Here is a 25,870-nt window from a genome sequence, read left to right on the forward strand (position 1 = left end):
AGTAGGCAGGTCTTTTTTTGTTCGTAGTGGGTGCGCGCAGTGTGCGCATAGCCCGAAAAGTCAAAATCGCCTTATCCCAGCCTGGAGGTATCATGAAACGGAAACTTGCGGTACAATTGTATTCCCTGCGCGCCGAAGCCGAAAAAGATGGCATGGCCAGCGTGTTGAAAACCGTCGCCGACATCGGCTACGTCGCCGTCGAACCGGCCGGCTTTTTTGATCTGTCGCCAAAAGACTTCGTGAAGATCATGACTGACCTCGGCCTCGAAATGTACTCGTCCCATCGCCCGTGGTGCCGTATCGACACTATCGACGAGACCATCAAGACGGCCCACGAACTCGGCCTTAACCGCGTCGTCTGCGGCTTCGGCCCCAAGGATTACGAAAATCTCGACGCCATCAAACGCACCGCCGACCAAACCAACACCATGCTCGATAAACTCGCCGCCGAAGGCATCAGCCTCTTCCAGCATAACCACTACTGGGAATTCGAGAAAATCGACGGCAAGCTCAAATACGAAATCTACGCCGAACTCTGCCCCAAAATCAAATTCGAACTCGACGCCTACTGGTCAGCCAACTTCGGCGCTAACAACGCCGCCGAAATGGTCGAAAAATTCTACCACCGCATCGTCCTCCTCCACATGAAGGACGGCATCCTCGAAGACCCCAACAGCGACCTCAAGATGGTCAACGGCACCTACGAGAAGAAGGTCAACCTCCGCCCCCTCGGCGAAGGCAAACTCAACATCGCCGAAATCCTCGCCGCCGCACCGGCCGAAGTCGATCACGTCGTCGTCGAGCTGGACAACTCGCCCTTCGATATGACCGAGTCCATCCGCCGCAGCTACGACTACATGGTCAAAACCGGCCTCGGCTACGGCCGCAAATAAACCCCTTCAGCCATACCTGACACGGCAGGGCCAACTACGCCACGCCGACAGGGAAGAAGTCATCCCGCGACGGTCAAACGCGACCGCCGCGGGATTTTTTTGTACCCGCCCCCCCGCCGTCTCGCTTGCCCTGGATGGTCGCCGCCGGGACGGCGGCGATCCCAGGAGTCCAAGAGGTCCTCAAGCAGTCCCCCGCGTCCAATGCGTCATTCTACACGGTCCCGAGCGTCCCAGAGGTCCAATCCATGGGACTATGCCTCATGAGTCCGTGAGTCCTCGTCCCAGCGCCGCGCCGCCAATTCGCCCCATCGGTCTCAGGCGTCCCCACGGTCCCGGCCACTATCAATGACTCCTATGAAACCCACTGCCGCAAAGGTCGGCCATTGATATTGGATGCACGACATGCCCCCTCCGACGCAGTGAGACGGGACGTGCCTAACCAATGTGGCGCCATCCAGGCGCAATTCCAAGTTGTTGTCACACCCCTGGTTGCGGCGCCCTCCGGGCGCCTCACCAGGGGTTATGCATGGTACGGCCCTCCGGGCCGAACTTGGCCGACCAGACGACTTGCTTTGTCCGGTTCGGGCCGAAAACCTCCATCATTTAACATCCATGTTTTTGCGCCGTAGGCGCTTAACCATGCTTAACCCCAGGCTTTAGCCTGGGGACGCAGCCTGCCAACAGACAGTGCCTCGTAGAGGCACCCCACAGTTTTGGTTATCAATGGCTAACCGATTACGCAACCGAGTAATCGGTCACCCATTGAGAATTGAGCCATAGAGCTTCTGGCTGAGTCAAACGCGCCCGTTTCCCTGGCCGCGAAGCGGCAGAAGCGCTGAAAGCGCGAAACATACCAGCCCAGGGCAAGCGGCGCCGAAGGCGCGCGCCGCCCTGGGTACAACGGCGACCATGTTCGTGTTCCTCGGCCCCTTTTGCCCCAGTCGGCGAAGCTGACTGGGGCAAAAGGGGCAATGGAACTCACTTGCTTACCTGGGATTGACATCGGCGGCATGTCAGGCCGCCATTCTCAATGGCTGACCGATTACCGCAACCGACGCTTTTTTCACCCAGCGATGAATAATCAACAAACAGTTCGCGAGCACAGCCTGTAAACCAGCCCAATTTGAAGCCGTGAAGAAAAAGTCTTCGCGGCTTTTTTTGTCGCCGCGAAATTGATAAGCCTTGTTACTTATTCATTCTTTTCACCCCCGCCTCTTGCAATCTTGCCCAGCGCGTGATACCTTTTATTTGCTAAGTGTTTATACTAATCAATATTAGCATAAATTTCTTAGCTACAATTAACAACAGGAGGCGACCATGGGAAAAGAACTGAAATTGGTATCGGAAGCGACGCTGCGTTCTCACATCCAGGCCAGGATCCGGGAACTAGGCGAGATGGGCCTGTTCATTTCGGGCTCGTTTGTTCACACGGAACGCAAGTGCGGCAGCAAAACCTGCGCCTGCGCCAGCGGTGGTCCGAAGCATCCCTGTTGTCTGCTGACCAGCAAAGTGGCCGGCAAGACGAAATCGGTCTATGTCCCGGTCGACATGGCCGAGGAGGTTGAGGCGTGGGTGGCCGAGCACAAGCGACTGAAGCGTCTGCTCAAGGACATCGACGAACTGGGGGAGCGACTGATCCGGATTCATGTCGCGGCGCGGGAGCGCCGCAAGACCAATCAGGCGCGGGTAAAGCAGGTCAAGGATCACCTAGACTCGTAAGGCGGCAACGGGACGGAGCCCACCATGAGCAGACCACAGTCGCCCCCGCTTCCTTCCGGCCAGGTTATGGACCTCTATGCCAACGCCATAGCCTACTTCATGCCAGATTTGTGGGACATGATCAGGCAGTTTGCGGACCAACGCAAACCGCAGTGCTGCCTATACAGCGCGCCAAATCTGATAGCCACCGCGCTGATGGGCTACTTGTCGTCGCTGCCCTCTTTTCGCCAGATCGATCGCGCGCTGGGCGGGGATCCCAACGTCATGGACAACATCGGCAGCCTGTGCGGCAGCCCGGCGCCCGCGGTCGCTCGCGGAGAAACCATCAATTACTACTTGGCTGGACTGGCCGAGCATTGGCTGGCCGACGTGCTGGAACATACGGTGTTTAACCTCCTCAAGGCCAAGCGACTGGAGGTATGCAGGGAGAGACTGGCAGACACCATCCTCGTGGCCGCGGACGGCACCGGACTGACAAGCACGACGCGCCCCATCGCCCATAGCACCACCCGACATCATGGCGACGGGACGTTGGCGTATCACGCCTACGTCCTGCTGCTGTCCTTCGTGTCACCTCATGGCATCATCCTTCCGTTCATGCGGGAGTTCGTGGAAAACGGCGATGACTACGAACCCGAATTTCAGAAGCAGGACTGCGAGCTCAAGGCGCAGACCAAGGCCTTCGCGCTGCTGAAAAAGAACCATCCCATGCTCAGGCTCACCGTGCTTCTTGACGCCTTGTCCTTGAACTACGACATGATGGACATGTTCCGGCACTACGGCTGGCACTTCTGCATCAGCCACGCCGAGGACAAGGTGCCGGGGCTCAGAGACCAGCTGGCGAAAAAACTCGCCGCGGGAGAGTTTCGCACGACCGTGCAAGAAATCCCTGGCAAAAACGGCAAAACGATACAAACGTACCGGGCCGTAGATATCAAATACGCCTTCGGCAAAGGCAGAGAGCCAGGGGCCATCGCCGTGCCGGTGACCTACGTCGAGATGAAAAGAGTCATCCTCGACGACAACAACCAGGAGGTGGAAAGCAAAAAATACTCGCGCGTGACAAGCCACGTCATCAAGACACCCAATCAAATGGTGACCTTCTTTGAGGACATTGGATGCACACGCTGGGTGGAGGAAAACCAAGGCTTCAACGAAATGAAGAATCTGGGGCTGAACATCGAGCACGCATACGGCACCAAGGGCGAGGCGCTGAAAAACCACTTCACACTACAGATGATCGCCTTCTGCATCATGCAACTGGCGGGGAAGACCAACCTCATCGAGCTGGTCGCACGGGACGTGAACGGCGGCGGCAACGTGAGCGGAAGCTTGCGAATCATCTTCAAAAGCCTGGCGGCGACAGCCAGGGCGTTCCTGAACAACCTGAAGAACCAGGCGCTGCGCCTGCTCGAAGACTATTCGTCCTGGCGCATCAGATGGCTGACGGGATAGCAAAAGGGTGCCGCGTGAATGCTTCCCGTGCTCGATGCCTTCGCCCCAGATACTGACTTCAACATAGGTGGACACAAAAAAGACCCGTTCCACAGTATAAAAGCTCCAAGCGAAATCACAGGGCTAACAAACTGTGCGGACAGGTCAACGCTAATCTACGCCCACATTCTGCCAGATCAAGAGAACGGCCACCGGAAGACCCGAACGGAGAAACCCATTATTCAACGCTGTTTTTCACCCTCAGGTCATTGAGTTGCCAGCCTTGACGGTTATATTGCTTCAGTTATCTTCCGTTTCAACATGAGGCTTTGCACAGGACATGACAACTACGCAGAATCAACGACAGATCGCCGCGCATGGTCTTTGGCATTATTTGGGAATATGAGCTTTCCGCATTCTTCTTAGGAAGCCCTTCCCGCCAAACCAGGCGGCAAGGGTTTCTTTTTTTCAGCAGAAAGGCGTGGATCACATCAGTATGAAAACAGTCAATATTGGCATAATCGGTTTTGGGACGGTCGGTGCCGGCGTTGCCGAGACAATCCTCAACAATGGCAAGCTCATCGCCGACCGCACGGGGTTCATGCCGGTACTCAAACGCGTCGCCGACCTCGATATCACCACCGACCGCGGCGTTGTCCTGCCCGAGGGCGTGCTCACCACCAGTAGCATGGAAATCCTTGACGACCCGGATATCCACATCGTCGTCGAACTCATTGGCGGTACTACCATCGCCCGCGAATTCATCCTCCGAGCGTTGCAGTGCGGCAAATCCGTCGTCACCGCTAACAAGGCACTGCTAGCCACCCACGGTGAAGAGCTGTTCCGCGTCGCCAGTGAACACGGCTGCGACATCGGTTTTGAAGCCAGCGTCGGCGGTGGCATCCCTTGCATCAAGGCGCTTCGCGAAGGCCTGGTCGGTAACCACATCAAGACCGTCCTGGGCATCCTCAACGGCACCTGCAACTACATCCTCACCCGCATGGAAAATGAACATGCGGATTTCGCCGATGTCCTCAGCGCCGCCCAAGCCGCCGGCTACGCCGAAGCCGACCCGGCACTTGATGTCGACGGCATTGACACGGCCCACAAAGCCGCCGTACTGGCCAGCCTGGCCTTCGGGCAGTGGTTCCAAGCCAAGGACGTGCACGTTCAGGGCATCCGCTCGGTGACCGTCAATGATATCGACTACGCCGCCGAAATGGGCTACCGCATCAAATTGCTGGCCATCATCAAGGAAATCAACAACCGTATTGAACTCGGCGTGCAACCCGCGCTGGTACCTGCCAATTCGCTCATCGGTAACGTCAACGGCGTGTTCAATGCCGTATGGGTACAGGGCGACATCGTCGGCAACACCATGTACTACGGCCGCGGCGCCGGCCGCCAGGCCACCGCCAGTGCCGTCATTGCCGACATTGTCGATATTGGTTTCAATCTGCTGCGCAATTGCACCCAGCGTCTGCCGGCCTTCAAGACCTACAAGCAATACGACGGCTTGATGGCTTCGGAGCAGATCGTCTCGCGCTACTACATCCGCCTGCAGATTGAGGACAAGCCCGGCGTGCTGGCAAAGGTCAGCGGCCTACTGGGCACCCACGGCATCAGCATCGCGACAGTCGCCCAAAAGGAATTGGCCATGCCCGCCGTGCCCATGATCATCCTCACCCACAAAGCGCCGGAACGGTCCATCCTTGACGCCATGGCCGCCATCGGCGCCCTCCCCGAAGTCTTTGAAAAACCCGTACTCTTCCGCTTGGAAGAACTCGAACAATAGGTGCCCGCAATGCGACGCGGCGCGGCCACAAGCCCGCCGCCCGCCGCAATGCCAGCAGCAGCAAAGCAACGACATGACCGCGCCAGCACTTTACAACTCAAGCGACACGCCGCCCGCAGCCGCGGGTTTTCGTTTCAGCCGCTACTTGGCGCTGCTGTTCTTCCTGCTCCTTTTTCTTGCCCTTTGGCCCGTCGGCTCATATCATGCCGCTGACCTGGATTTTTACGCCGGCGGCCTGCAGGGCAGCGCCTACCCACACAACTTGATCGGCTATGTTGGCGCCCATGTCGCGTCTTTCATGCTGCTCAGCTTCGGCCTCTCGGCATATCCCTTCACGGTTTTGGCCCTGCTCTGCAGCCTGCGCCGGCTGTTGTGGCGCCGTGGCGTACGACCGGCATCCTGGGAATACCCGACGGCGTTCCTGCTCCTGCTTTTGGGCTGCGCCATGCTTCTGGGCATCTGGCCCGGCGCCGGCGCCGCCCTCACGGAACGCCTGAACATCGCAACCATACCCGGCGGCGTTCTCGGTCAACGTCTCTGCGCCCCCGGCAGCGGCTGGCTGCACCTGCTGATGAACTCCACCGGCTCAGCAATCGTCGCATCATCGCTCATCGTCATTCCCCTTGGCATCATCTGGTTCTTCGACTGGCAGCTGCTCTGCGGCAATCCGCTGGCACGCATGACTGCCGGCCTGACCGGCAAATTCCACAAGGAACCCACCGTCGAGGAAATGCTCCAGGCCCACCCACCCAAGGCCGCATCACGCCCTACTGAAGTGGACCTGCCCATGCCGCCCTCGCCCGTCCAAGAGCCCGCCGCTGCGCCTAGTCGACCACTCCCTCCACGCCATCCCGAACCAGCCGCCGCCGCGGCCGCCGCCGCCCGGCCGCCAGTCCCTCGCCCAGCACCCGCTCCCGTCGCGGATGGTGACTATGTCCTGCCCAGCCTGGACCTGCTCGACCAACGCGACGAAAGCCAGAACAGCGTCAAAGCCAAGGAAATCGAACGCAACAAGGCCATTCTGCAAAATACTCTGGACAATTTTGGCATTGAGGCCACCGTGGTCAACGCCGTCCCCGGCCCCCAAGTCACTCTCTTCGAGATATCCCCGGCCCCGGGCGTGAAACTCAGCCGCATCAGCAGCCTTGAGACCAACATGCGCATGGACCTGCAGGCCGCCAGTCTGCGCATTCTCACGCCCATTCCCGGCAAGAACCTGGTCGGCATCGAAGTGCCAAACTTGAGTCGCGTAACCGTCACGGTGCGCAATCTGATGCAGGACCCGCAGTGGGAAATGTCACGCATGCAAATACCCCTCCTGTTGGGCAAGAACATCAGCGGCAAGACGGTCATTCTTGACCTCTCCCGAGCGCCGCACCTACTTATCGCCGGCGCCACCGGCAGCGGCAAATCCGTGTGTATGAATCTGCTGATCACCTCCATGCTCTTCCGCTTCCGCCCAGATCAGCTGCGCATGATCATGGTCGACCCCAAAGTCGTCGAGTTCCAGGCCTACCACCAACTGCCGCACCTCATCGTGCCAGTCATCACCGAAGTCAACAAGGTCGCTCTGGCCCTACGTTGGGCCATCAATGAAATGGAACGCCGCTACCGCGTCCTCGCCAAAGTCGGCGTGCGCGATCTGACCAGCTTCAATGCTCGCCAGCGCAACCCGGCACACCCCGAACCACTCGACGACCTGGGTAATGTCATTCCCGACACCATGCCCTTTATCGTCCTCATCATCGACGAGCTCGCTGACATCATGGCCAGCGCCAAGGCCGAAGTCGAGCAGGGCCTGGCCAAAATTGCCGCCAAATCCCGCGCCGTCGGTATTCACACCATCATCGCCACCCAACGCCCCGATGTGCGCGTTATTACCGGCACCATCAAAGCCAACTACCCCGTCCGCATCGCTTTCCAGACGTCTTCGCACATCGACGCGCGTACCATCATGGACACCAAGGGCGCCGAATCTCTCCTCGGCCAGGGCGATATGCTCTTCAAACCGCCAGGCGCACCCAGCATCGAAAGACTGCAGGGCGGCATGGCCAGCGACGCCGAACGCGACCGCGTCGTCGAATTCGTCTCCGCGCAAGCGCCGCAGGACTTCGATGAATCCGTCTTCCGCAGCGCTGACGACGAGGACAACGGCGCCACCGATGGCACCATCCCCGGCGCCAGTAAACTCCCCGGCGTTGCCGACGACGACGGCGGCGAAGATGACTCGCTCGTCCGCCAGGCGCAGGAAATTGTCCTCCGCGATCGCCGCCCCACCATCAGCTACCTGCAACGAACCATGGGCATCGGCTACAACAAAGCCGCGACCCTCATCGAAGAACTCGAACGCCGTGGCGTCGTCGGGCCACAAATCGGCTCCGGCAAACGCGAAATCCTCATGGTCGCTCCCAATGCCTTCGGCGACAAAAAGCCAAAACCAACCCACGACGATGACGACGACGAGGACGATGCCACCCGCTGACTAAGCCCGCCACTGGACACCCCACGGCCCACCTTTGACCACCATGCTGAAAATCCGCAACAGAGCAGAAAGCACCGCCGTACCCAAGCTGCCCCTCACTTGGAGCGCGTCAACCAGCATGCCCAGAAGCGATAGCGATGATACCGCCACGCAAGCCCCCACGCTAACTCCCCGCAGCATACCCGAGCCCAACGCAAACGCACTAACTCCCCAGGCGGCGGCGTCCCAACAGCCAGCGCCGACAGTCTCAGACGCCAACCACGACCGCGCGGCAACGCCGCCGCCGCACGCCGCTGATGTGGCAATGGCCCAGGCAGTTGGCCACGCCGCCACCGCGACTGATAGCGCCCAGCCCCCCACTGGCAGCCAACTGGTCACAGCAAAAAAACAGCACGACATGGCTGACGAGACCGACTTCACCGCCGCTGGTAATGGCACCGCCGGGTGCGCCTCCCCAGCTGAACCGACAAGCAGTTGCACGTCCACAGGCGACAAGCTCACACCCTCAGACGATGCCAGCGCGTCCCACATGAGCAGCACGGCCTCGGCTCGCGCTACCGACTCGCCGCCAACAAACGCTGCTATGCCTGCGACAGCACCCCGTCTGGCAACTGCAGCGACAGCAGTCATGTCCTCTCCACCAGTTGTCCTGCCGACATCGTCTTCTCGCGACAACACCGCGCCAGACGACGCCCCAGGCGCCCAATCTGCCGAAACCGCCGCCATTACGCCGGACGCCATCCCCCGTGCAAGGCCGGCTGCAAACGCCAGCACCCCCCAGGCACAGCCCATAGCGAACCTAGCTGCTGCTGCCAGCCCCGACCTGCCAGCCCCAACCGCCCCCCCGTCGCAGCGACAACGCCCGCCGGCACCGCCACAAACGACCCATCCGCAATCTGCGTCAACCGCACCCACCAAGGGAAAAATCCCGGCAAAGCCCACCCCACCCAGCGAAGTCTCTGTCTACACTATCACTGGCGACAGCGACACCGTCGGCATGCAACTCCTGCAACATCGCGCGAATGCGCACGTCACAGTGGAGGAAATCGCCAGACGGACCCGCGTCTCCAGAGATTTCATCGTCAATCTCGAAGAAGGCAATTACGCCAAATTGCCGGCCGATCAATTCTGCCTGTGGGAAATCGAACGCCTCTGCTTCGAATACGACATCGACCCCGAGCCCATCAAAGAACTCTTTGAACAGGAAAGCCGCGCGGCCGGCCGCGAAACCGGCTCGTTGCTGGCGACACCCGCCAGCCGCGCGGACAGCGCCGCCGGCCGCAACGTCCTCGCGCCCATGGGCCTTGCCACAGAAGAAGATAGCGCCCACTCCCTCTACAGCCTGCCGGGTCTGTTCATCGGCATCCTAGTGGTGGCCATCCTCGTCCTGGTCGCCAGCGCCTTCTTCTACCAGCAATCCCAGCGCAACAAGCCAACAACCACTCATACCCAACCCCAAATGGATGTCGCCCAGCACATCAAGCCCCGCCGCCCCCCCCTCGACCTCCTGCAAATCCCCACCAACTGACCGCCAGTATGAGGCAAATACTTCCCGAACGGCACACATAACCCATTGTGTGGCCCTTGTTTTTTGCCAATGTCGGATGATTGTTTTCCACTAGATGTACACGAGAGGTTGTTTGCTGCCTGCGTGCAGGCATGATATCGTGTTCTATCGATGAGAATACGGCCACCAACAAGACCCCAGCAATGACGCGGTGCCTGTGCCTTTATGCTTGTTTCCTTCTTTCGTGGTCCTGGTTTCATAACAGTCCAACGTGGGAGAGTTGCAATGAAAAAAGTCCTGCTGCCGATGTCAATCTTCATATCTGCTGCTGCACTATGGGGACAGTCCGCTGACATTCCATCGGAAGTCGCCTGCCCCGCAAAATGCCAACTGGCAGAACCGCTGGTCAGAGATGCCGCCAAAAATATCATCAACGATGACTATTTCGACGCCGAAGACGAACTTCGCACTTTCAAGGACGAGCACCTTGATGAATTCAGCGAATGGCTTAATGACCAGGAAGTCTCAGACGCATCCATCCAGGAAGACGTCATGGAAATCAAAGATGACTTCCGTGATGAAATCGATAAAGTCGACGTCCAAAAGGTCGCCAACGACAGCAAAACCATCGCCAGCGAGGCCTATGACTGGTTTGAAAAAATCGACATGTCAAAACTTAGGCAGGACGCCGATAACGAAGCCGATTTTTTCCGCAACTACATCAACGACCTCAAGGCTACCAAAGATGAACTCCTCGACGGCGATCTCTATAGAAATATCGAAGACGCCATCGCTTCCGGCTCAGAAGAGCTCATCAAAACTGACGAAAAAACGACTGCTGACGTAAAATCCGACAAGCGGAAGAAAAAAAGCCGCGCCAAAGACGCCCTGGCGCGCTTTTCCTCACTAGGAAAAGAACTCGAAGAAAAAGCGGACAACATCAGAAACGAATCGGAATCACGCTGGAAGGACCTGCGCGAGACCTACCGCGAAAACGCCGACGAGTGGAAAGTCAAAAAACAGGAATGGGAAGACCTGATCGACCAGTGGCGTAGCGACGATGACGTGGACGACGGCACGGAAGGCGCTGCGCTGCGAGCTCCCCAAGGCGCCAATGAGGCAAAATAACGGCTGACTGCTAGCGTGGTTTTCTCACGCGACCATGCAAGTTGCCCGTTATTGTCTGCAAAAAACTCAAAGCCAAGGGAGCATAGCCATGAATTCACTGCGCATTCGTTCGTTGTTCATCGTCCTAATTGCGGCATTCGCTGCTCGGGCGGACGATTTTGTCGTCCATGCCTACAAAGACGGCCTCGCCATTACCCAGTATTGCGGGGATGAGTCAGACATCGTCATTCCGTCGTACATCGATGGCCTCCCCGTCCGTAAAATTGCCGCTTGGGCATTCGGCGACAAAGACCTCGAGCGGATCACCATCCCCTTCACCGTCACCCGTATCGCTGACAAGGCCTTTTACGGCTGCAAGAATCTCGCCCAACTGTCGTTTACCGGCGAAAAGCCCGTCTATTTTGCCACCGCCGGTCTACCGCCAACACTCACGCTCGAAGTATGGCCCGGCATGGGCTGGGAACAACTCGGCACCGAATACCAGGGCCATGCTATTTCCTTCAGAGAGGGCCAGCCACTACCGGAATTCAATCGCCTTGATGGCCTCGCCGGACGGCTCTTCCATGACCAGCTCGTCCTCGGCATTGATGTCGCGGGCCTTCCACCAGGGCTTGTCCTGCGTTACAACGATCAGGGTGGCGAACCTGACAAAGACGCACCGGCACTGCCGCTGGCAGCAGGCGTTTTACCCATCACCAGTAGCCTTTCCGCAGCTATTCGCTGGTTTACCGCCGATGGCGTCGCCGCCAGCGGCATCAAACAAATCCTCTATGGCAATCTCAATGCGCCTGAACAACCCCAAAGCACCTTTGACCTCGTTGCCTGTTACTGCCAGGATTCCCTGGGGCGCTTGGAAATCGAAGGCTATCATGGCATAGAACCTGTTGTCAAAATACCCCAGCGCCTTGATGGCAAAGACGTTTTCAACCTCTGCGGCCAAGGCCAGTGGAGCGACAACTGCCTGGCAGTGATCATGCCCGCCAACATCGGCTTCTGCGGCAACAGCTTTGCGGGCAGCGCCAACCTGGAATATCTCGACCTTGCCACCGGCCTCCACCGCCTGACGCCCTCACTGGCCGAAGGCTGCCCAAGACTCCGCCAAGTGGTCATTCCACCAAGCATTCAGGACATCGACCAACGTGCCTTTGCCAACTGCCCCCTGCTTAGCAATGTCAGCCTCCCTGGACAGCTCCGCCGCATCGGCGATGAAGCATTCGCGAATTGCCGCGGCTTGACATCGCTGGTCATTTCTCCCCAGCTCGTGCACCTTGGCAGCAACGTCTTTGCCGGCTGCACGGCGCTTGCCAGCGTGTATTTCGCCGGCAAGCCACCGCACGTTCCGGCCGGCCACACTGCTTTTTTGGCCTCAACCACGCTGTTCGTCCCCGCTAATTGCGGCTGGGAAGCCTACAACGGCAGCTTCGCTGGCGCTAGGGTCGAGATATTGAACACCATGCCCCCGCCCGTGATCCAACGTCAGGATGGCGTCGCGTCGTCCTTCTTTACAGGCGCGATCGCCGTCAGCATCGCTAACCCCAACCCAGGCAGCACCGTCAAATATTCCCTGGATGGCAGCGTCCCCATCGCTGATTCGCCTACCTTCAGCGCCCCCATCCAGATCGACAGCAGCACCTGCGTATCCGCGCTGTGCTTCGTCAACGAACAGATCGTCAGCACCCTCGCTTGTCGTACGTTTCAACGCCAGGACGAGATCCCCCTGGCTGCAAGTTTCAATCCCGAGGACGGCTCTCTCTCTTTCGGCGGTGTTTCCTCATTCATGTCCATACCAGCCACTGTCAAAGGCATCGCTATCACCGGCATTGATGGCCTGCGCTACGAAAGCGGCAGTGACAGCGTTCTGCAAGAGGTCTTCATTGGCAATGCCGTGCAGTTCCTCACTCCGGCAGCATACCCGACCACTGGCGCCGATGCCGTCAATCCCTTCCAAGGCCATGCCGGACTGCAAGCCGTCGAGGTACATCCCGACAATCCCTTCTACTGCGCCGTGGACGGCATTCTCTATGATCAGCATTGCACGACGCTGCTGGCATACCCCCCTGCCAAAACAGGCAACACCTTCACTGTTCCCGCGTCCGTTCGCTGGATAGCCGCTGGCGCTTTCGCCTACGCGTACCGTCTGGAAGATATCGTACTGCCAGTCACTCTTGAGCATATCGGCGATCAGGCTTTCGCCAACTGCTTCTCACTTCAGCATATCGCGTTGCCCAACGGCGTGACCTTTCTCGCCAAACAGCTCTTCCTCAACTGCACTATGCTCAATGCTGTCACCCTGCCCGATCATCTGCATGCCATTTCCTCAGAGGCATTCCGCGGCTGCGCCGCCCTCAGCGAGTTGTCCATCCCATACACCATCGAACACGTCGCCATCTCGGCCTTCTTCGCCTGCCAACCCGACCTGGCACTGACCTTCGCGGGCAATATCCCATATTTCTACGGCAACCACGAGTACTGTGACGACGATGGCAACTACTTGCTCAAGCCGCTGGTCATTCACAGCCATTTCGAAGAAGCACAGCAGGTCATCACCACATGCTTCTTCGGGTGGGATTGGCCAGATGACGCATACTTCCCCTTCACTTTCGTTACTTTGGCTGGTCTGCCCCCGCACATCCAAAAACCAATCGTGCGAGTCTATGCCTATGAGAATGACCCAGGCGCAATCTCCTACCAAATCAATTGTGACTTGCTCAATATCGACAACTGGCATTACTATGGCGTTTTAGAGTTTCGCTATGCTACCGATGGCAACGCACCATATCTGCCCTTCTGGAGCTACCTAAATTTTACCCAAGACGAACTCCCGCTCCTGTTGCAAGCCCAAGTATTCCACAACGGCGTTCCCATCAGCGATGTCAGTCAACTGATGCTGACTGCTTTCGACGCCCCTCTGGACCCACTCGCCGCAAGCGAATCATCGTGCAGCTATGACAATGGTCTTTACAGAATCAATTTGTTCACAACTGTCAGTAGCTTACAGCCCCCGGTCTATGCCTGCTACCTGAGCGCTATTGATATGACCGACTCACCTGAAACCGAATATTACGGCCCAGCCCGAATGGCCGTGCTCTCAGACAACTTCACGCTTTGGAACTACGAATGGCCCGATGACGACGTTGAATGGGACCTGCCCTACCTCGAACAATTCTATGTCAAGACACCGACCCCCGATGCCTATTGGACTGACAACGGCGTGCTCTTTTACCAAAACACTCTTATTGGCTATCCAACACAACGCCCCGAAAACATCTATGTCATACCTCAAAACACAACCGAAATCGGCTCAAATGCCTTCGGCATTAACTGGTGGAGAAACCCTCCCGCGCTTGATCACCTCGTTATTCCCGACTCAGTCACCGAATTGGGTGATGCCTTGGCCGACATATATTCACTGCAAGCGATTACCTTCCTCGGCGCGCCACCCTATTTTACCTCCTCAGATGTCTTCCCGCAATGGCTGTGGGACTTGAATGCGCCCGAATGCGTTGTCCATGCATTTCCCGGCTGCGGCTGGGAAGAACTCCGCAACCGCTGGCTCAAACGCTGCGAACTGCTACGTGGCACTATGACCGACCTGGAATGGGACGAATGGCGCTCGTCGCACAACGACTGGACCTTCTTCAACGCCGCCGACATCATCATTGCCGGCGTCCTCCCACCCGTCGTCACCTGCGACGCCAATAACCGCGTTGAAATCAGCTGCGTCGACGAGCAAGGCACGCCTATCCCCAACTTGAATATCTACTATTCACTCGATGGTTCCCACCCGGGACCGTTAAGTACCCCCTACACCGAAGCGTTCTTCATCCCCGGCCGCCCCACAACAGTCATGGCTATCGCCTACCGCGATGGCCAGCAAGTCAGCGCCACAACCCGAATCACCATCGAACCAGAGTACGAAGAAGAAACCATCTTTGCTCCTTGGCCATTAGCTGATATCACCACGCCAGATGGCGACTGGGCCCGCCAAACGCCCTATAACGCCCTACCACACCATTTCCAAATCACTCTCAATGGCCCCGGCACCCTCAGCTTCTGGTGGAAACTTGATTCCTACGATGCCGCTTTTTCCTGCCATCTCGGCGATCCCAGGGTCGCTGATATCACCGGTTATCACGACTGGGATAAAGTCAACCTGACACTAAGTGAAAGCGGCACACACACTATCACCTGGGTACACCAGCCAGCTGCTGATCGTAGTAAAGTCGATGTCGCCTACCTCGGCGGCATAACTTGGACACCGGCAACGACACCAACCGACCTCTACAACTTCACTATCAGCGATGGCCATGGTAGTGGTCAGTACGCTCCAGGTAGCTTGGTGTCTTTTGCGGTCATCCTCCCCGACGACGCCTGGGACTACCGTCTTGATATTCGTGGACTGACAGATGAACTCACCGGTGACTTCTTCATCATGCCGGCCAACGACGTGGCTATCCGCCCCATTTTCCGCAAGCCCTTTGCATACGAACTCGTTCCCGGCTGGAATCTGCTTGCAACACCCTACAATAAGATCAACTATGAAGGCAACGGCGTCCCACCCAAGGTCTTCATCTATGATCAAGAAATGCACGCCTACTCCCAAGCCGCATTCGCCGACCTCATGGCCGGCCAGGGCTTCTGGGTCTTCTGCCACTACCCAGACGGTCTTAATCTGCGCTTCAGCGGAGAGCAGGACAACCACTTCATCCAACGCCAGCCCGGGTGGAATCTCCTCGCCGGCGGGCCAAACGCCGACGATTATTCCACGATCTGGACATGGAATGGCCTACGACTAACACACCCCGAGGTGGGAATACCACTGGAAAAAACCAAAGGATACTGGTACTACCTTACAACCGGTGAATAACACATTCATGCCGCAACTCAGCTCAATGCTGACACGACACACGCAGGCATCCTACCACTTACATGCATGCCTGCTTATGTTCAGGGGACGTTACGGGCGTCATATCTACCTCTTCAAATACCTACCAACCTCAATCGACCCCCTGCCGTCTCCTCACTTTTCCTGCCATGAGCGGCCCATTGGGACCTGCCAATGATCACCTATGCCGAATGCGCCCAACGCCTGAGTCTACCAGCCAGCGCCGCCGAACACTGGGAGGCGACCTGGGACGAATCCAGTGTAGCCATGCCAAGGGGCGCCCCGGCATTCGTCCAAGACGACTTCATTGACGACCTGTGCACGTTGAGCGGCCTCGGTGACGACGCCCGCGCCGCACTGCGTTGTGCCGCCGCGCAAATCCGCCGCGAGCCCTGCCTGGCACGCCTGGCCTGGCAGGTGCATTGGCTGCTCTATCTGGCCAGCCCCGAACAACGCCGACGCGGCAAGGCGCTGCCACCCAGCAGCGCCGACCAGCCCGCCGACAATGCCTTCCTTTACGCCCTCGCCGTCCTCGGCGACCTGCCACGCCTGCGCCGCTACTATCGCCACCACCATATCGACGATCAGGTCCTGGCTGACACTATCCACGACTTTGCCATCTGGACCGACGATTTCTTCCATAAAAATGGCCGCTACGGCTGCAGCACTTGGCAGTGGCTCACACACCACCTCAAGCCCGATCTTTTCCGCCTCGGCCGCCTGCAATTCCAGTTTTCACGCTGGAAATACCCCTACCGAGTGTACCAACACCGACTGGAGCCGCAACAACTGGCGATCTTCCCCAACGCCGGCCTGCCAGTCAATGCCGAAGGCTTTTTCTGCCAAGAGCACGAAGCCGCCGCCGTCACCACGCGCTTCCAGGCCGACACCACGACCATCTGCGGTAACGCCGTCACCCCCAACGGCATCATCAACCTGGAACCAAGCACGCTGCCAGCCAGCGACTGGTGTTGCGCCATCGCCCCCAATGACCTCATGCTCGCAATGCACATTCCTGCCGGCGAAGCACTTGCCCCCGATGCCTGCAAGGACGCCCTGCGTCAAGCCCGCCTATTCTTCCCACGGCATTTTCCTGACTTTCGCTTCAAGGGCTTCTGCTGCGGTTCGTGGCTCTTTGACCCACAGCTCGGTGGCTACCTCCCCCCCGACAGCAACATCATGCAATTCCAGACGCTTTTTCAGCTCTTTCCGGCCCTGGGCGGCAACGACTGGCAAATCCGCGAACGCGTCTTCGGTGACCCGATGTTGTCGCTGGACGCCGTGCCCCAACGCAGTTCCCTGCAACGCGCCGTCCTCGCACATATCCGCGCCGGCAAGGCCTGGCGCTCGGGCTGCGCCGTCGTCGTTTGACCACAGTACGCACGGCGTCACACGCGACACTGCCCCCAGCCCATCCCCCGCGCTCACCGCGTCGCTCAAATCAATGGCAGCGCCCACGGTTCGCGCTTGCGGAATGGCGTATGGAATTGGCGCTTCAGCGCGCCAAGCTCTTCCAGATGAATATAACAGGCAATATCGCAGGCCCGACCACAAATACTGGTCTTATAGCCGTGTTTTATGCCGGGATAAAAATAGAGCTGGTCCAACACCGCCCGCGCCCGCTCCGGCGTCAGCCGCGCTTCGCCAGAAATCAACTGCAGGCGTTCCGGATCATCAAGAAATGCCTCGGGCGGCATAAAGGGATTTTTGCTCATATTGGCGCCGGCATAATACACCGCGCACTGCCATTTATCCACGCCCTTTGCCATGTCGATGGCCTTGCCGGGGCAGGCAGCAGCGCAGACGCCGCAGCGGTCGCAGAGATGCGGCGCGACCACCGGATCAGCCGGCAACTCCGCGTCGGTGAGTATAAACACATAGCGCTGGAAAGGCCCAAAGTCGTCCGTGAGAATGCTGCCGGAACAGCCCCGTTCGCCAAGGCCGCAGTCCACCGCGCACTGCTCGAAATCCAACTGCGGCTCTTTTTCGCAGCCGCGGAATATCTGCCGGTAGTCGATCTCTGGATTGGTCGAATCCTTTTCCTGCATAACAGTCTGGTTGCGCCGTTGCGGTAGAGCCATATAGCCGTGGTCTTCCAGTACCGCTGCAGCTTTTAGTAACGCCATGGGCATGACCGTCTCCTCCAAGGTTTCCACGGCATTCGTCGTGTACTGATAGTAGGTCGAGCCCTCTTCAATCCCCCGCCGCGCACCGCGCAGCTGCCGGAATGCCGCACAGACCACGCTCTTGGTACCCGGATAGATCTTGGTCACCGCCGTGTCACGCATGCGCCCGACAGCGCCGCAGCAGACAATGTCCGCGCCGTATTTCCGCAGGGTCGCTATCAGGCTGTCCTTCAATGTCGCCATGGTACTCATAGTATCTTCGCCTCCCGCAAGTGCTCATAACAGGCCACATCGCAACGACGGCCGCAAAGACAGGGCGCGTAACCCGTCTGGGCCATCGGCAAAAAACGCAACGAGGGGTAAATCGCCCTGGCGCTCTCCGCGTCAAAACGCTTGTCGCCGTTGAGAATGGCCTCGCGTTCAGGGTGGCCCTTGAGTATGTCGTCAGTCATAAACGGATTGGATCGATGGGCGCCGCGATAGTACACCGCGCACTGCCAACTGTCCAAACCGCCATCCTTGCTGCTCAGCGCATGACCAGGGCAGGCACGCACGCAGGCGCCGCATTGGTCGCAGAGTTCCCGCTTGAAAGGCTCGTCGCAGGCCAGCGGCGCATCCGTCACAATAAAGACAAAGCGCACGAAGGGCCCAAACTGCGGCGTTAACACCCCGCCGCGCAGACTGCGTGAACCCAGTCCGCACACCTGCGCGGCGCGCGTGAAGTCCATGATTACGTCCGGAGCGGGCTTGCCCGGCGCCACCGGCTCGGCATGGACCAGCTCGTACGTGTCCGACACCTCCGGATTCGTCGTCTTGTCGCCCTTGATGCGCAGGTTGGAGATATTGCGCTGCACACAGGCGTCGTAGCCCTCATTCTCTATCAACCCGGCCATCTTGAGCAGGAAAACCTCGGATAATTCCTCGTCAATGGTCTTTACGCCCAACTGCGTATAATTGAAGTGCTGCGAACCGTCGGCCATGCTCTGGTACAGCGCCCGTGGCACCCGGAAGCCACAGCCAATCACGCAGGTCGCCCATGGCAAGATCTGCCGCGGATCGCGCTGCGGAATTTCGTCGGCAAAGCCGGCGATATCGCCGATGCCCACGAGGTCCGCGCCGTATTCACGAGCCTTCTCTTTTATCAGTTCTGCTGTCAACATCATGCTACCCTCAAAAAAAAATCTGTCTGCTTGTTCTTCAGCGTTCCAGTGACCACGGCTTTCCCTGGCGCAAGGGCCGACGGAAACGCTGTTCCATGCAGCCGCCTTTTTTCTCCAGCATGCTCACACAGGCACGGATGCAACCGCCGCACTTGGCCATATTGTAGCCCACCCACGACGGAAAGTACTTGGCCAGCGCCTTGTACACCTTGACGATCTCCGCTTCCGTCGCCGGCCCCTTGCCCTCCAGCACATTCAGGTCGCCGTTTTCATTGGCGTCAAAGACCTCTTTGGGCACGAAGGGGTTGAATTTGCGCCCCGCATGGGTGTAGAACGCATAGCATTTCCACTCGTCCAATTTGCCCCACTCGCAGTCCTTGCCACCGACGCGCACCTTGATGCTCTCGGTTGCGCTCAGACACTGCCCCGGACATTCGCGCACGCAAGCCATGCACCGGCGACACAAGGCCGGGCCATCATACATGGGATCGGGCTCCAATGGCGCGTCCGTGAAGATAAAGGCCAAGCGCTGCAGAGGCCCAAACTGCGGCGTCAGAAACATCTTGCTCCAGCCAATCTCGCCAAGCCCGCAGGCAACCCCCGCCAGGCGAAAATGAAACTGCAGATCCGGCGCTACACCATCCGGCCGCACGGGCCGCGTAAACTGCACCGTCCGATGATGCGCCGTCTTGGTCTTGGAACGCTCATTCACCTCAATCTGTTCTTCAGGCGACAGCGTATTCCCCGGCGTACCGTCCATATCCGAAACCACCCCGCGCGCCCCCGTATTGCGATAGAGCGCCGCCTCGTAGCCGTGATCTTCGATCAGCTTACCAACATGATACAGCACCGACGGCGCAAATATCTCGTTGATGCCACCGTAGGCCATGGACGGATACTGGTAGAACTGCGTGCCTTCCTCAATCCCGCGCTGAACACCACGCGGAATCCGGAAGACCAAGCCAATCACCCGCGTGGCTTCGGGAAAGATATAGCGCGGGTCCATCTCCTTCGGCGCACCCTCAAAGCGCGCCAGATCGCCAATACCGCACACATCGGCACCGGCCGCCAGCGCCGCTTTCTTTACCATCTCGCTGCTCAGCATCGACTCGCTCCTCGTTACACATTTCACTCGGCCGTCACCTACGCAAGGCGCCGCCGCCAGTATGCCATCGCATGGCTGAAACACACAGATCATAAGTGTATCGCACCGCCACCGCATTGCCACCTCCCCAACAAATTTTCCACATTTACGCCTTAATCGGTCAGTGGTTGATAATAGCCGGTCTCAGAGGACGACTGGGACTATGGGGACGACTTGGCGACTGCGCACACTGGGGCGAGGACTCACGGACTCATGAGGCATGGTCCCATGGATTGGACCGTGAGGACTTTCTGGACCATGGGGAAGGACGCCTTGGACACCGGGGACCGGTTGTGGACTGCTTGGACGCCGTGGACTGACCGGCGGTGTCCATAGCGTCCATGGTGTCCCAAAAAACGCCCAGTGTCCCGCCAGTCAAGAGGCGGCACTGGCAGCCGGCTATTCTCAATCACTCCTATGAAACCGATGCTCTTCATTTAACGCTATCCATGGCACTTGTTCAACCAAGCAGCCTTTTCTCGTCGCGCATTTCCGCCGCGAAGCGGCAGAAGCGCTGAAAGCGCGAAACATACCAGCCCAGGGCAAGCGGCGCCGAAGGCGCGCGCCGCCCTGGGTAGCGCGCCCTCTACGCTCGTGTTCCTCGGCCCCTTTGGCCCCAGTCGGCGAAGCTGACTGGGGCCAAAGGGGCAATGGAACTCACTAGCTTGCCTGGGGTTGACGTCAGCGGCATGTCGGGCATCCAATATCAATGACTTCTATGAAACCCGCTGCCGCAAAGGTCGGTGGAAATCAAGGTCGAATGGCTGGGCGGCGACTGGCCGTGGGTTTCCTGCATATTGTCCCCGGTGTTTTCCCCACCGGGGTGGTTACTGACCGATTACCTTTTTCTTCTCGGCATTGACGTCGCCGCAGTCGCATTTCCCCGGGTGGCAAATATGTTATGGCCGGCCTGTTTATTGATTCCAATAACCACGTGAACCAGTCACTCTCTCTCCTTCCAACCGGGCGCCCGCCCATCCCACCCGCAACCACCGTAAAGCAGGGGAAAATCATGATCGACCTGAAAAAAGAACTGTCCGTCCAGAACTACTGCTTCCGTCATTTCAAGCCGCAGGGCCCCAGCGCCATCGCCCGCAAGGTCCGCGAATGCGGCCTGACCCACTGCGAGGTCACTGCCCCCACCGACCCGGCGCTTTTCGCCGAAACCAAGAAGGCCTTCAATGACGAAGGCGTCACCATCGGCTCAGTATCCCTCCCCGTCGCTTTCAGCGGCAATCCCGACGCCGAACGCAATGGCCTGGCCTTCGCCCAATTCTGCGGCGTCAAAAGCGTCATGTGCAACTTCGCGCCACAGCGCGATTTCTGGAAGCCCTTCGATGTCGCCGCCAAACTCGCCGAGGAACACGGCGTCAATCTGGCCATTCACAACCACGGCGGCTACCACTGGCTCGGGCCAAAACCCATGCTGGCCTTTGTTTTCGCCAATACCTCCGAACGCATCGGTCTCTGTCTCGATACTGCTTGGGCACTTGACGCCAAAATGGACCCCATCGACGCCGTCAAGTCCTTTGCCAAGCGCCTCTATGGCCTGCACTTCAAAGACTTCCTCTACTCACCCGCGCGCCAACCGCAGGACGTCATCGTCGGCGAAGGCAATATCGACCTGCCGGCACTCATCGCCGCCCTCAAAGAAATCGACTACAACGGCTATGCCGCCCTCGAATTCGAAGGCGATGTGGAAAACCCCGTGCCAAAACTGCGCAAGTGCGTTGAGGCCGTCTACGCCGCCTGCTGACATCACGCAAAGCGCTAACCACAAAACCTGACATCACGACGCCCGGTACGCACGCACAATGCCACGTACCGGGCGTCGTTCGCATTTGCCCGCTTCGCAACGCCCTTTCGCGCGGCTTTTTGGCCGGTATATTGACAGCGTCTCAACGCCTCCTCCCGACCTTGTGGCAGCCTACTCAGGAGTCAGCATCATGAACACGCATGCCGTCGCCGTCACCCTTCTCTTGTCCAGCTTCTGCGTCACCGCTGCGGCCAACACCGACAATCTCTGGGCCGACCCGGGCTTCGAAGCCATGGGCGTCGCCGGCAATGCCCACTCTGGCGAACGAGCCGGCGTCCTCAGCGTCGACAAAAAAGTCCATTGGCAGCACGCTTTCCACCAACGCCTTGCTGTCACGCCCTTTACCACCTACGAAGCTCGAGCCGTCGCCAAAGCCGATCTTGCCGCAGGGAGTGGGCCCGCGCAAGCGCTCTTCAGCTACTCCTACAACTGCTACGGGTGGTTCGGCTCCGGTGGCATACCCGTCCGCAGCGGCGACAGCTGGACGCCCGTCAGCAGGCAATTCATCGCCATCAGCGACAGCATTTACTTCGCGCCACTGGTCTTCCTCGACGCCGGCCCCGGCTCCGCCTGGATTGACGATCTGAGCATCACTGCCATCCTCGGCCCGGAAGAAACTATCGCCGCCCTCCAGGCGAAGGCAGATAAAAACACCACCGACCGGCAGATCCTCATGCGCTACCACTTCAGTCGCAATGACGAGGCCGCCGCCAAAGCCGCCGCCGACTTCAGCGACACCCGCGACGCCTGCGAATATGCGTGCCTCATGGCCCAACGCGCAACCACCAAAGAAGACCGAACGCGCTACCTCGGCGACATGATCGCCAAAAACTGCGGGCAGTTCCCCGACGCCCATAAACGCATCCAGGAGCTCTTCGCCAATTTCACCGAAGAAGAGCGCTTCGCCATCTGCGTCAGCGGTCTCGAACGCTACCCAGGCAACAGCGCCAAGGTACTCATGCCATTCTCGTTCGTCTTCATAAAACACCCCCACGACAACATGGACGCCTACCGCGAAGACCTCCAGCGCAAAGACGCGCTCAACCAGCAGTTCATCGCCCTCAAAGAGCGCTTCTCCAAGCTGGACTGGCGCGCGGCGCAAAGCAGCTGGGATGAGCAGTACGCCGGCGCCACCGCCGCCATCAAGGCCGTCCTAGCCGACATCGGCTCATGCGAGATTATCCTCGGCGGCAAGGCCGTCGCTCCCGCCAGCCACGCCATCGTCCTTCCGACAGAGGCGACGCCATCCGAGCTGCGCGCCGCCAGCGAACTGCGTCGCTGCCTGGAGCTCAGCAGTGGCCAGGCGTTGCCCGTAATTGGCCTCGGCGACCTCGGCGGCCGCTTCCCGCTCTTCATCGGCCGCAACGCCGCCCTGCCTGCACGCGGCATCGTCATCGATTTGCCCGCGCTGGGCGATGACGGCACCCACACTGAGCTCACCCCTAACGCCCTGGCGCTCTGCGGCAACAAACGCGGCGTTCTCTACGCTGTGTACAGTTTCCTAGAAGAGCAGCTCGGCTGGCGCTGGTTCACCGACGACTGCATCACCCACCCGCTCGCAGGCCGTTTTGCGCCGCTACCATTCCAGCAACGCTACATTCCGCCGTTTGACTCCCGCTACACCAGCTATATCCAGTTTTCCGATCCCGAAATCTGTGTGCCGCTCAAGCTCAACGGCTTCCGGGTCAACGCCGATGAAAGCTGGGGCGGCCGCATCAACTACAAAGGCTTTGTTCATACGTTCGGCAGCCTCGTGCCGCAGTCAAAATACGCCGCCGAGCACCCCGAGTACTACTCGGAAATCAACGGCAAACGCGTCCTCGAACGGACGCAACTCTGCCTCACCAACCCCGACGTGCTCCGTATCGCCACTGCGACTGTCCGTTCTTGGCTGAAAGACGCCGCGCCCGACGTGTCCATCGTCAGCGTCTCCCAGAATGACTGGCATAACTACTGCCGCTGCCCGCCCTGCCAAGCGCTCGCCGATCGCGAAGAAAGCCAGTCGGGGCCGCTGCTGCATTTCGTCAACGCCATTGCCCGCGATATCGCCGCCGACTACCCGCACATCAGCATCGACACCCTCGCCTACCAGTACACGCGCAAAGCCCCCAAAGTCGTCCGGCCCGAAAAAAATGTCATTGTCCGCCTTTGTTCCATTGAGTGCTGCTTCGCCCACTCTCTGGAGGACTGCGAGCGCAACCGCAGCTTCGTGACCGACATCGAGGCCTGGGCGGCTATCAGCCCGCGCCTGGACATTTGGGACTACACAATCAACTTCGCCCACAGCACCATGCCCTTCCCCAACCTGCGCGTCCTGCAGCCCAATCTGCAATTCTTCCGTCGCAATCAGGTCCGTGGCATGCTCGAACAGGGCAACCGCTTCACCAAGGGCGGCGAATTCCAAGACCTGCGCGGCTACGTCATTGCGAAACTCCTGTGGAATCCCGATGAAGATGTCGCCCGGCTCGTCCGTGAGTTCACTGATGCCTACTACGGCCCCGCCGCCGAGCATATCCGCGCTTACATCGCACTGCTCCATGACCATTTCACCCAAAACCCCGCCGCGCACGTCGGCATCTACGCAGCGCCTACTGCCTACCTCAACCAGCCTGAACTGCTCGCTGCCTTGCGCGATATCCTCGCCCAGGCACAGGCCGCCGCCGCCGGCGACCCGCTCTACGCCAAACGCTGCGCCGTCGCCTGCATGCCGCTATGGTACACTGAGCTAATGCTCGCCCAGAACCGCTACGTCCCCCAAGGTACCCAGCTCGTCAACCAAGACGCCGCTGCGCGCCAGGGAACGCTGGCAAACTTCGTCACCACCGCCAAAGACGTCGGCCTCACCAAAATCAGCGAAAGCCGCAAGCGTCCTTACGCCGAATGGCTCCAGCAGATGGAACAGGGGCCAACGCAAGTCGACGTCGTCACCCTCAAAAACGACCATCTGGCCATGCAAATCATCCCCGCGCGCGGTGGCCGCATCTGGCGCCTGCGCTACCGCGACCGCGATCTCATCGCCCTCTTTGGCGACGACAGCAAGGGCTACGATATTGACGCCGGCGGCTACGAAGAGTACAGCACCCACGAGTATCAGTCTGCCGGCTGGCGCGAGCCCTACGCAGTCCTGTCGGCAAGCGACAGCCAGATCGTCCTCCAGGCCGATCTTCCCAACGGCCGCCGCCTCACTCGCCGCATCAGCCTCCTGCCCGACCGACCGGCATTCGAGGTCCAGTCGACCCTCCTGGCGCTCCTGCCATGTGAAACCCTCGCCCTGCGCAGTCACCCGGCCTTCCACGTCACCGCAACCGGTAACTGCACGCTATTCCGACTTGACGACCAACGCCAATGGCAAAGCCAGAAACTCGCCCCCGACAAGGGCGAAAATATCTGGTTCAAAGGCCCACTCGTACCCAATGGCCAGTGGGCGCTCTACGACCAGGCCAGCGGCCTCGCCATCAGCAACCGCTTTCCGCGCCAGGACGTCGATTTCTGCTACGTCAATGCCAGCCCCGACGAACGCCGCGTCAACCTCGAACAATGGGGCGCACCACACAAGGCAGCCGCCCCCGGCGATAGCGTCAGCATCACCAACACGTACGACGTCCTCAGCGATAAATTCCCCTGGAATCCCTAAAATTTGTGTAAAACAAGAAGAGGATTGCAAAATTGCAACTTAACGCAAATATATTGCATTGAAGGATTGCTTTAAAACTCCTCTCTATTACGTTAACATAATTATCAAGCACTACCGTTGTAGTGCTTGATGAAATAGGTAACAGGG

The 25,870-nt window shown here is 59.0% G+C and carries 14 protein-coding genes; 11 read left to right on the forward strand and 3 right to left on the reverse strand.

All coding sequences use genetic code 11. The features are described 5' to 3' along the window. Positions 1 to 92: 92 nt before the first annotated feature. From J3R75_RS18225 to J3R75_RS18265, 9 genes are all read left to right on the forward strand, one after another. Positions 93 to 893, forward strand: coding sequence for a sugar phosphate isomerase/epimerase family protein (locus J3R75_RS18225; protein WP_307264737.1), 801 nt, complete (start codon positions 93 to 95; stop codon positions 891 to 893). A gap of 1,317 nt (positions 894 to 2,210) precedes the next feature. Continuing rightward, positions 2,211 to 2,612, forward strand: a complete 402-nt coding sequence (locus tag J3R75_RS18230; protein ID WP_307261245.1) for a DUF6788 family protein — start codon at positions 2,211 to 2,213, stop codon at positions 2,610 to 2,612. 264 nt (positions 2,613 to 2,876) lie between these two features. Next, entirely contained in the window at positions 2,877 to 4,067 is a 1,191-nt protein-coding gene (locus J3R75_RS18235; RefSeq protein ID WP_307261246.1) for a hypothetical protein, read from the forward strand. Positions 4,068 to 4,542: 475 nt separating this feature from the next. Next, positions 4,543 to 5,841, forward strand: a complete 1,299-nt coding sequence (locus J3R75_RS18240) for a homoserine dehydrogenase (protein ID WP_307264739.1) — start codon at positions 4,543 to 4,545, stop codon at positions 5,839 to 5,841. A gap of 73 nt (positions 5,842 to 5,914) precedes the next feature. Then, positions 5,915 to 8,323, forward strand: a complete 2,409-nt coding sequence (locus J3R75_RS18245; RefSeq protein WP_307264742.1) for an FtsK/SpoIIIE family DNA translocase — start codon at positions 5,915 to 5,917, stop codon at positions 8,321 to 8,323. A 118-nt stretch (positions 8,324 to 8,441) separates the two neighbouring features. Beyond that, positions 8,442 to 9,851: a helix-turn-helix domain-containing protein gene (locus tag J3R75_RS18250; protein WP_307264745.1), complete on the forward strand. Its 1,410-nt coding sequence runs from the start codon at positions 8,442 to 8,444 to the stop codon at positions 9,849 to 9,851. Positions 9,852 to 10,115: 264 nt separating this feature from the next. Then, complete coding sequence (locus J3R75_RS18255; RefSeq protein WP_307264747.1) at positions 10,116 to 10,958, forward strand: hypothetical protein; 843 nt, start codon at positions 10,116 to 10,118, stop codon at positions 10,956 to 10,958. 88 nt (positions 10,959 to 11,046) lie between these two features. Beyond that, on the forward strand, positions 11,047 to 15,825 hold the full coding sequence (locus tag J3R75_RS18260; protein ID WP_307264750.1) for a leucine-rich repeat protein: 4,779 nt from the start codon (positions 11,047 to 11,049) through the stop codon (positions 15,823 to 15,825). A gap of 192 nt (positions 15,826 to 16,017) precedes the next feature. After that, entirely contained in the window at positions 16,018 to 17,214 is a 1,197-nt protein-coding gene (locus J3R75_RS18265; protein WP_307264753.1) for an acyltransferase domain-containing protein, read from the forward strand. Positions 17,215 to 17,279: 65 nt separating this feature from the next. On the opposite strand, the gene J3R75_RS18270 is transcribed toward J3R75_RS18265, so the two are convergent. Genes J3R75_RS18270 through J3R75_RS18280 form a run of 3 tightly spaced genes read right to left on the reverse strand, consistent with a single transcriptional unit; the run spans position 17,280 to position 20,234 of the window. After that, on the reverse strand, positions 17,280 to 18,221 hold the full coding sequence (locus J3R75_RS18270; RefSeq protein WP_307264756.1) for a hypothetical protein: 942 nt from the start codon (positions 18,219 to 18,221) through the stop codon (positions 17,280 to 17,282). Next, a complete protein-coding gene (locus J3R75_RS18275) occupies positions 18,218 to 19,132 on the reverse strand; it encodes a 4Fe-4S binding protein (RefSeq protein ID WP_307264759.1) in 915 nt (304 codons plus the stop codon). The genes J3R75_RS18270 and J3R75_RS18275 overlap by 4 nt, the downstream gene beginning before the upstream one ends. A 34-nt stretch (positions 19,133 to 19,166) precedes the next feature. Next, complete coding sequence (locus J3R75_RS18280; RefSeq protein ID WP_307264761.1) at positions 19,167 to 20,234, reverse strand: hypothetical protein; 1,068 nt, start codon at positions 20,232 to 20,234, stop codon at positions 19,167 to 19,169. A gap of 1,051 nt (positions 20,235 to 21,285) precedes the next feature. Here J3R75_RS18280 and J3R75_RS18285 point away from each other — a divergent pair. Beyond that, complete coding sequence (locus J3R75_RS18285; protein ID WP_307264763.1) at positions 21,286 to 22,029, forward strand: sugar phosphate isomerase/epimerase family protein; 744 nt, start codon at positions 21,286 to 21,288, stop codon at positions 22,027 to 22,029. 190 nt (positions 22,030 to 22,219) lie between these two features. Next, the gene (locus J3R75_RS18290) at positions 22,220 to 25,723 is read left to right on the forward strand and encodes a DUF4838 domain-containing protein (protein WP_307264765.1); all 3,504 of its coding nucleotides are present in this window, start codon (positions 22,220 to 22,222) and stop codon (positions 25,721 to 25,723) included. Positions 25,724 to 25,870 lie beyond the last annotated feature (147 nt).

It is taken from the genome of Oligosphaera ethanolica (assembly GCF_030814695.1).
Taxonomy (GTDB): Bacteria; Verrucomicrobiota; Lentisphaeria; order Oligosphaerales; family Oligosphaeraceae; genus Oligosphaera; species Oligosphaera ethanolica.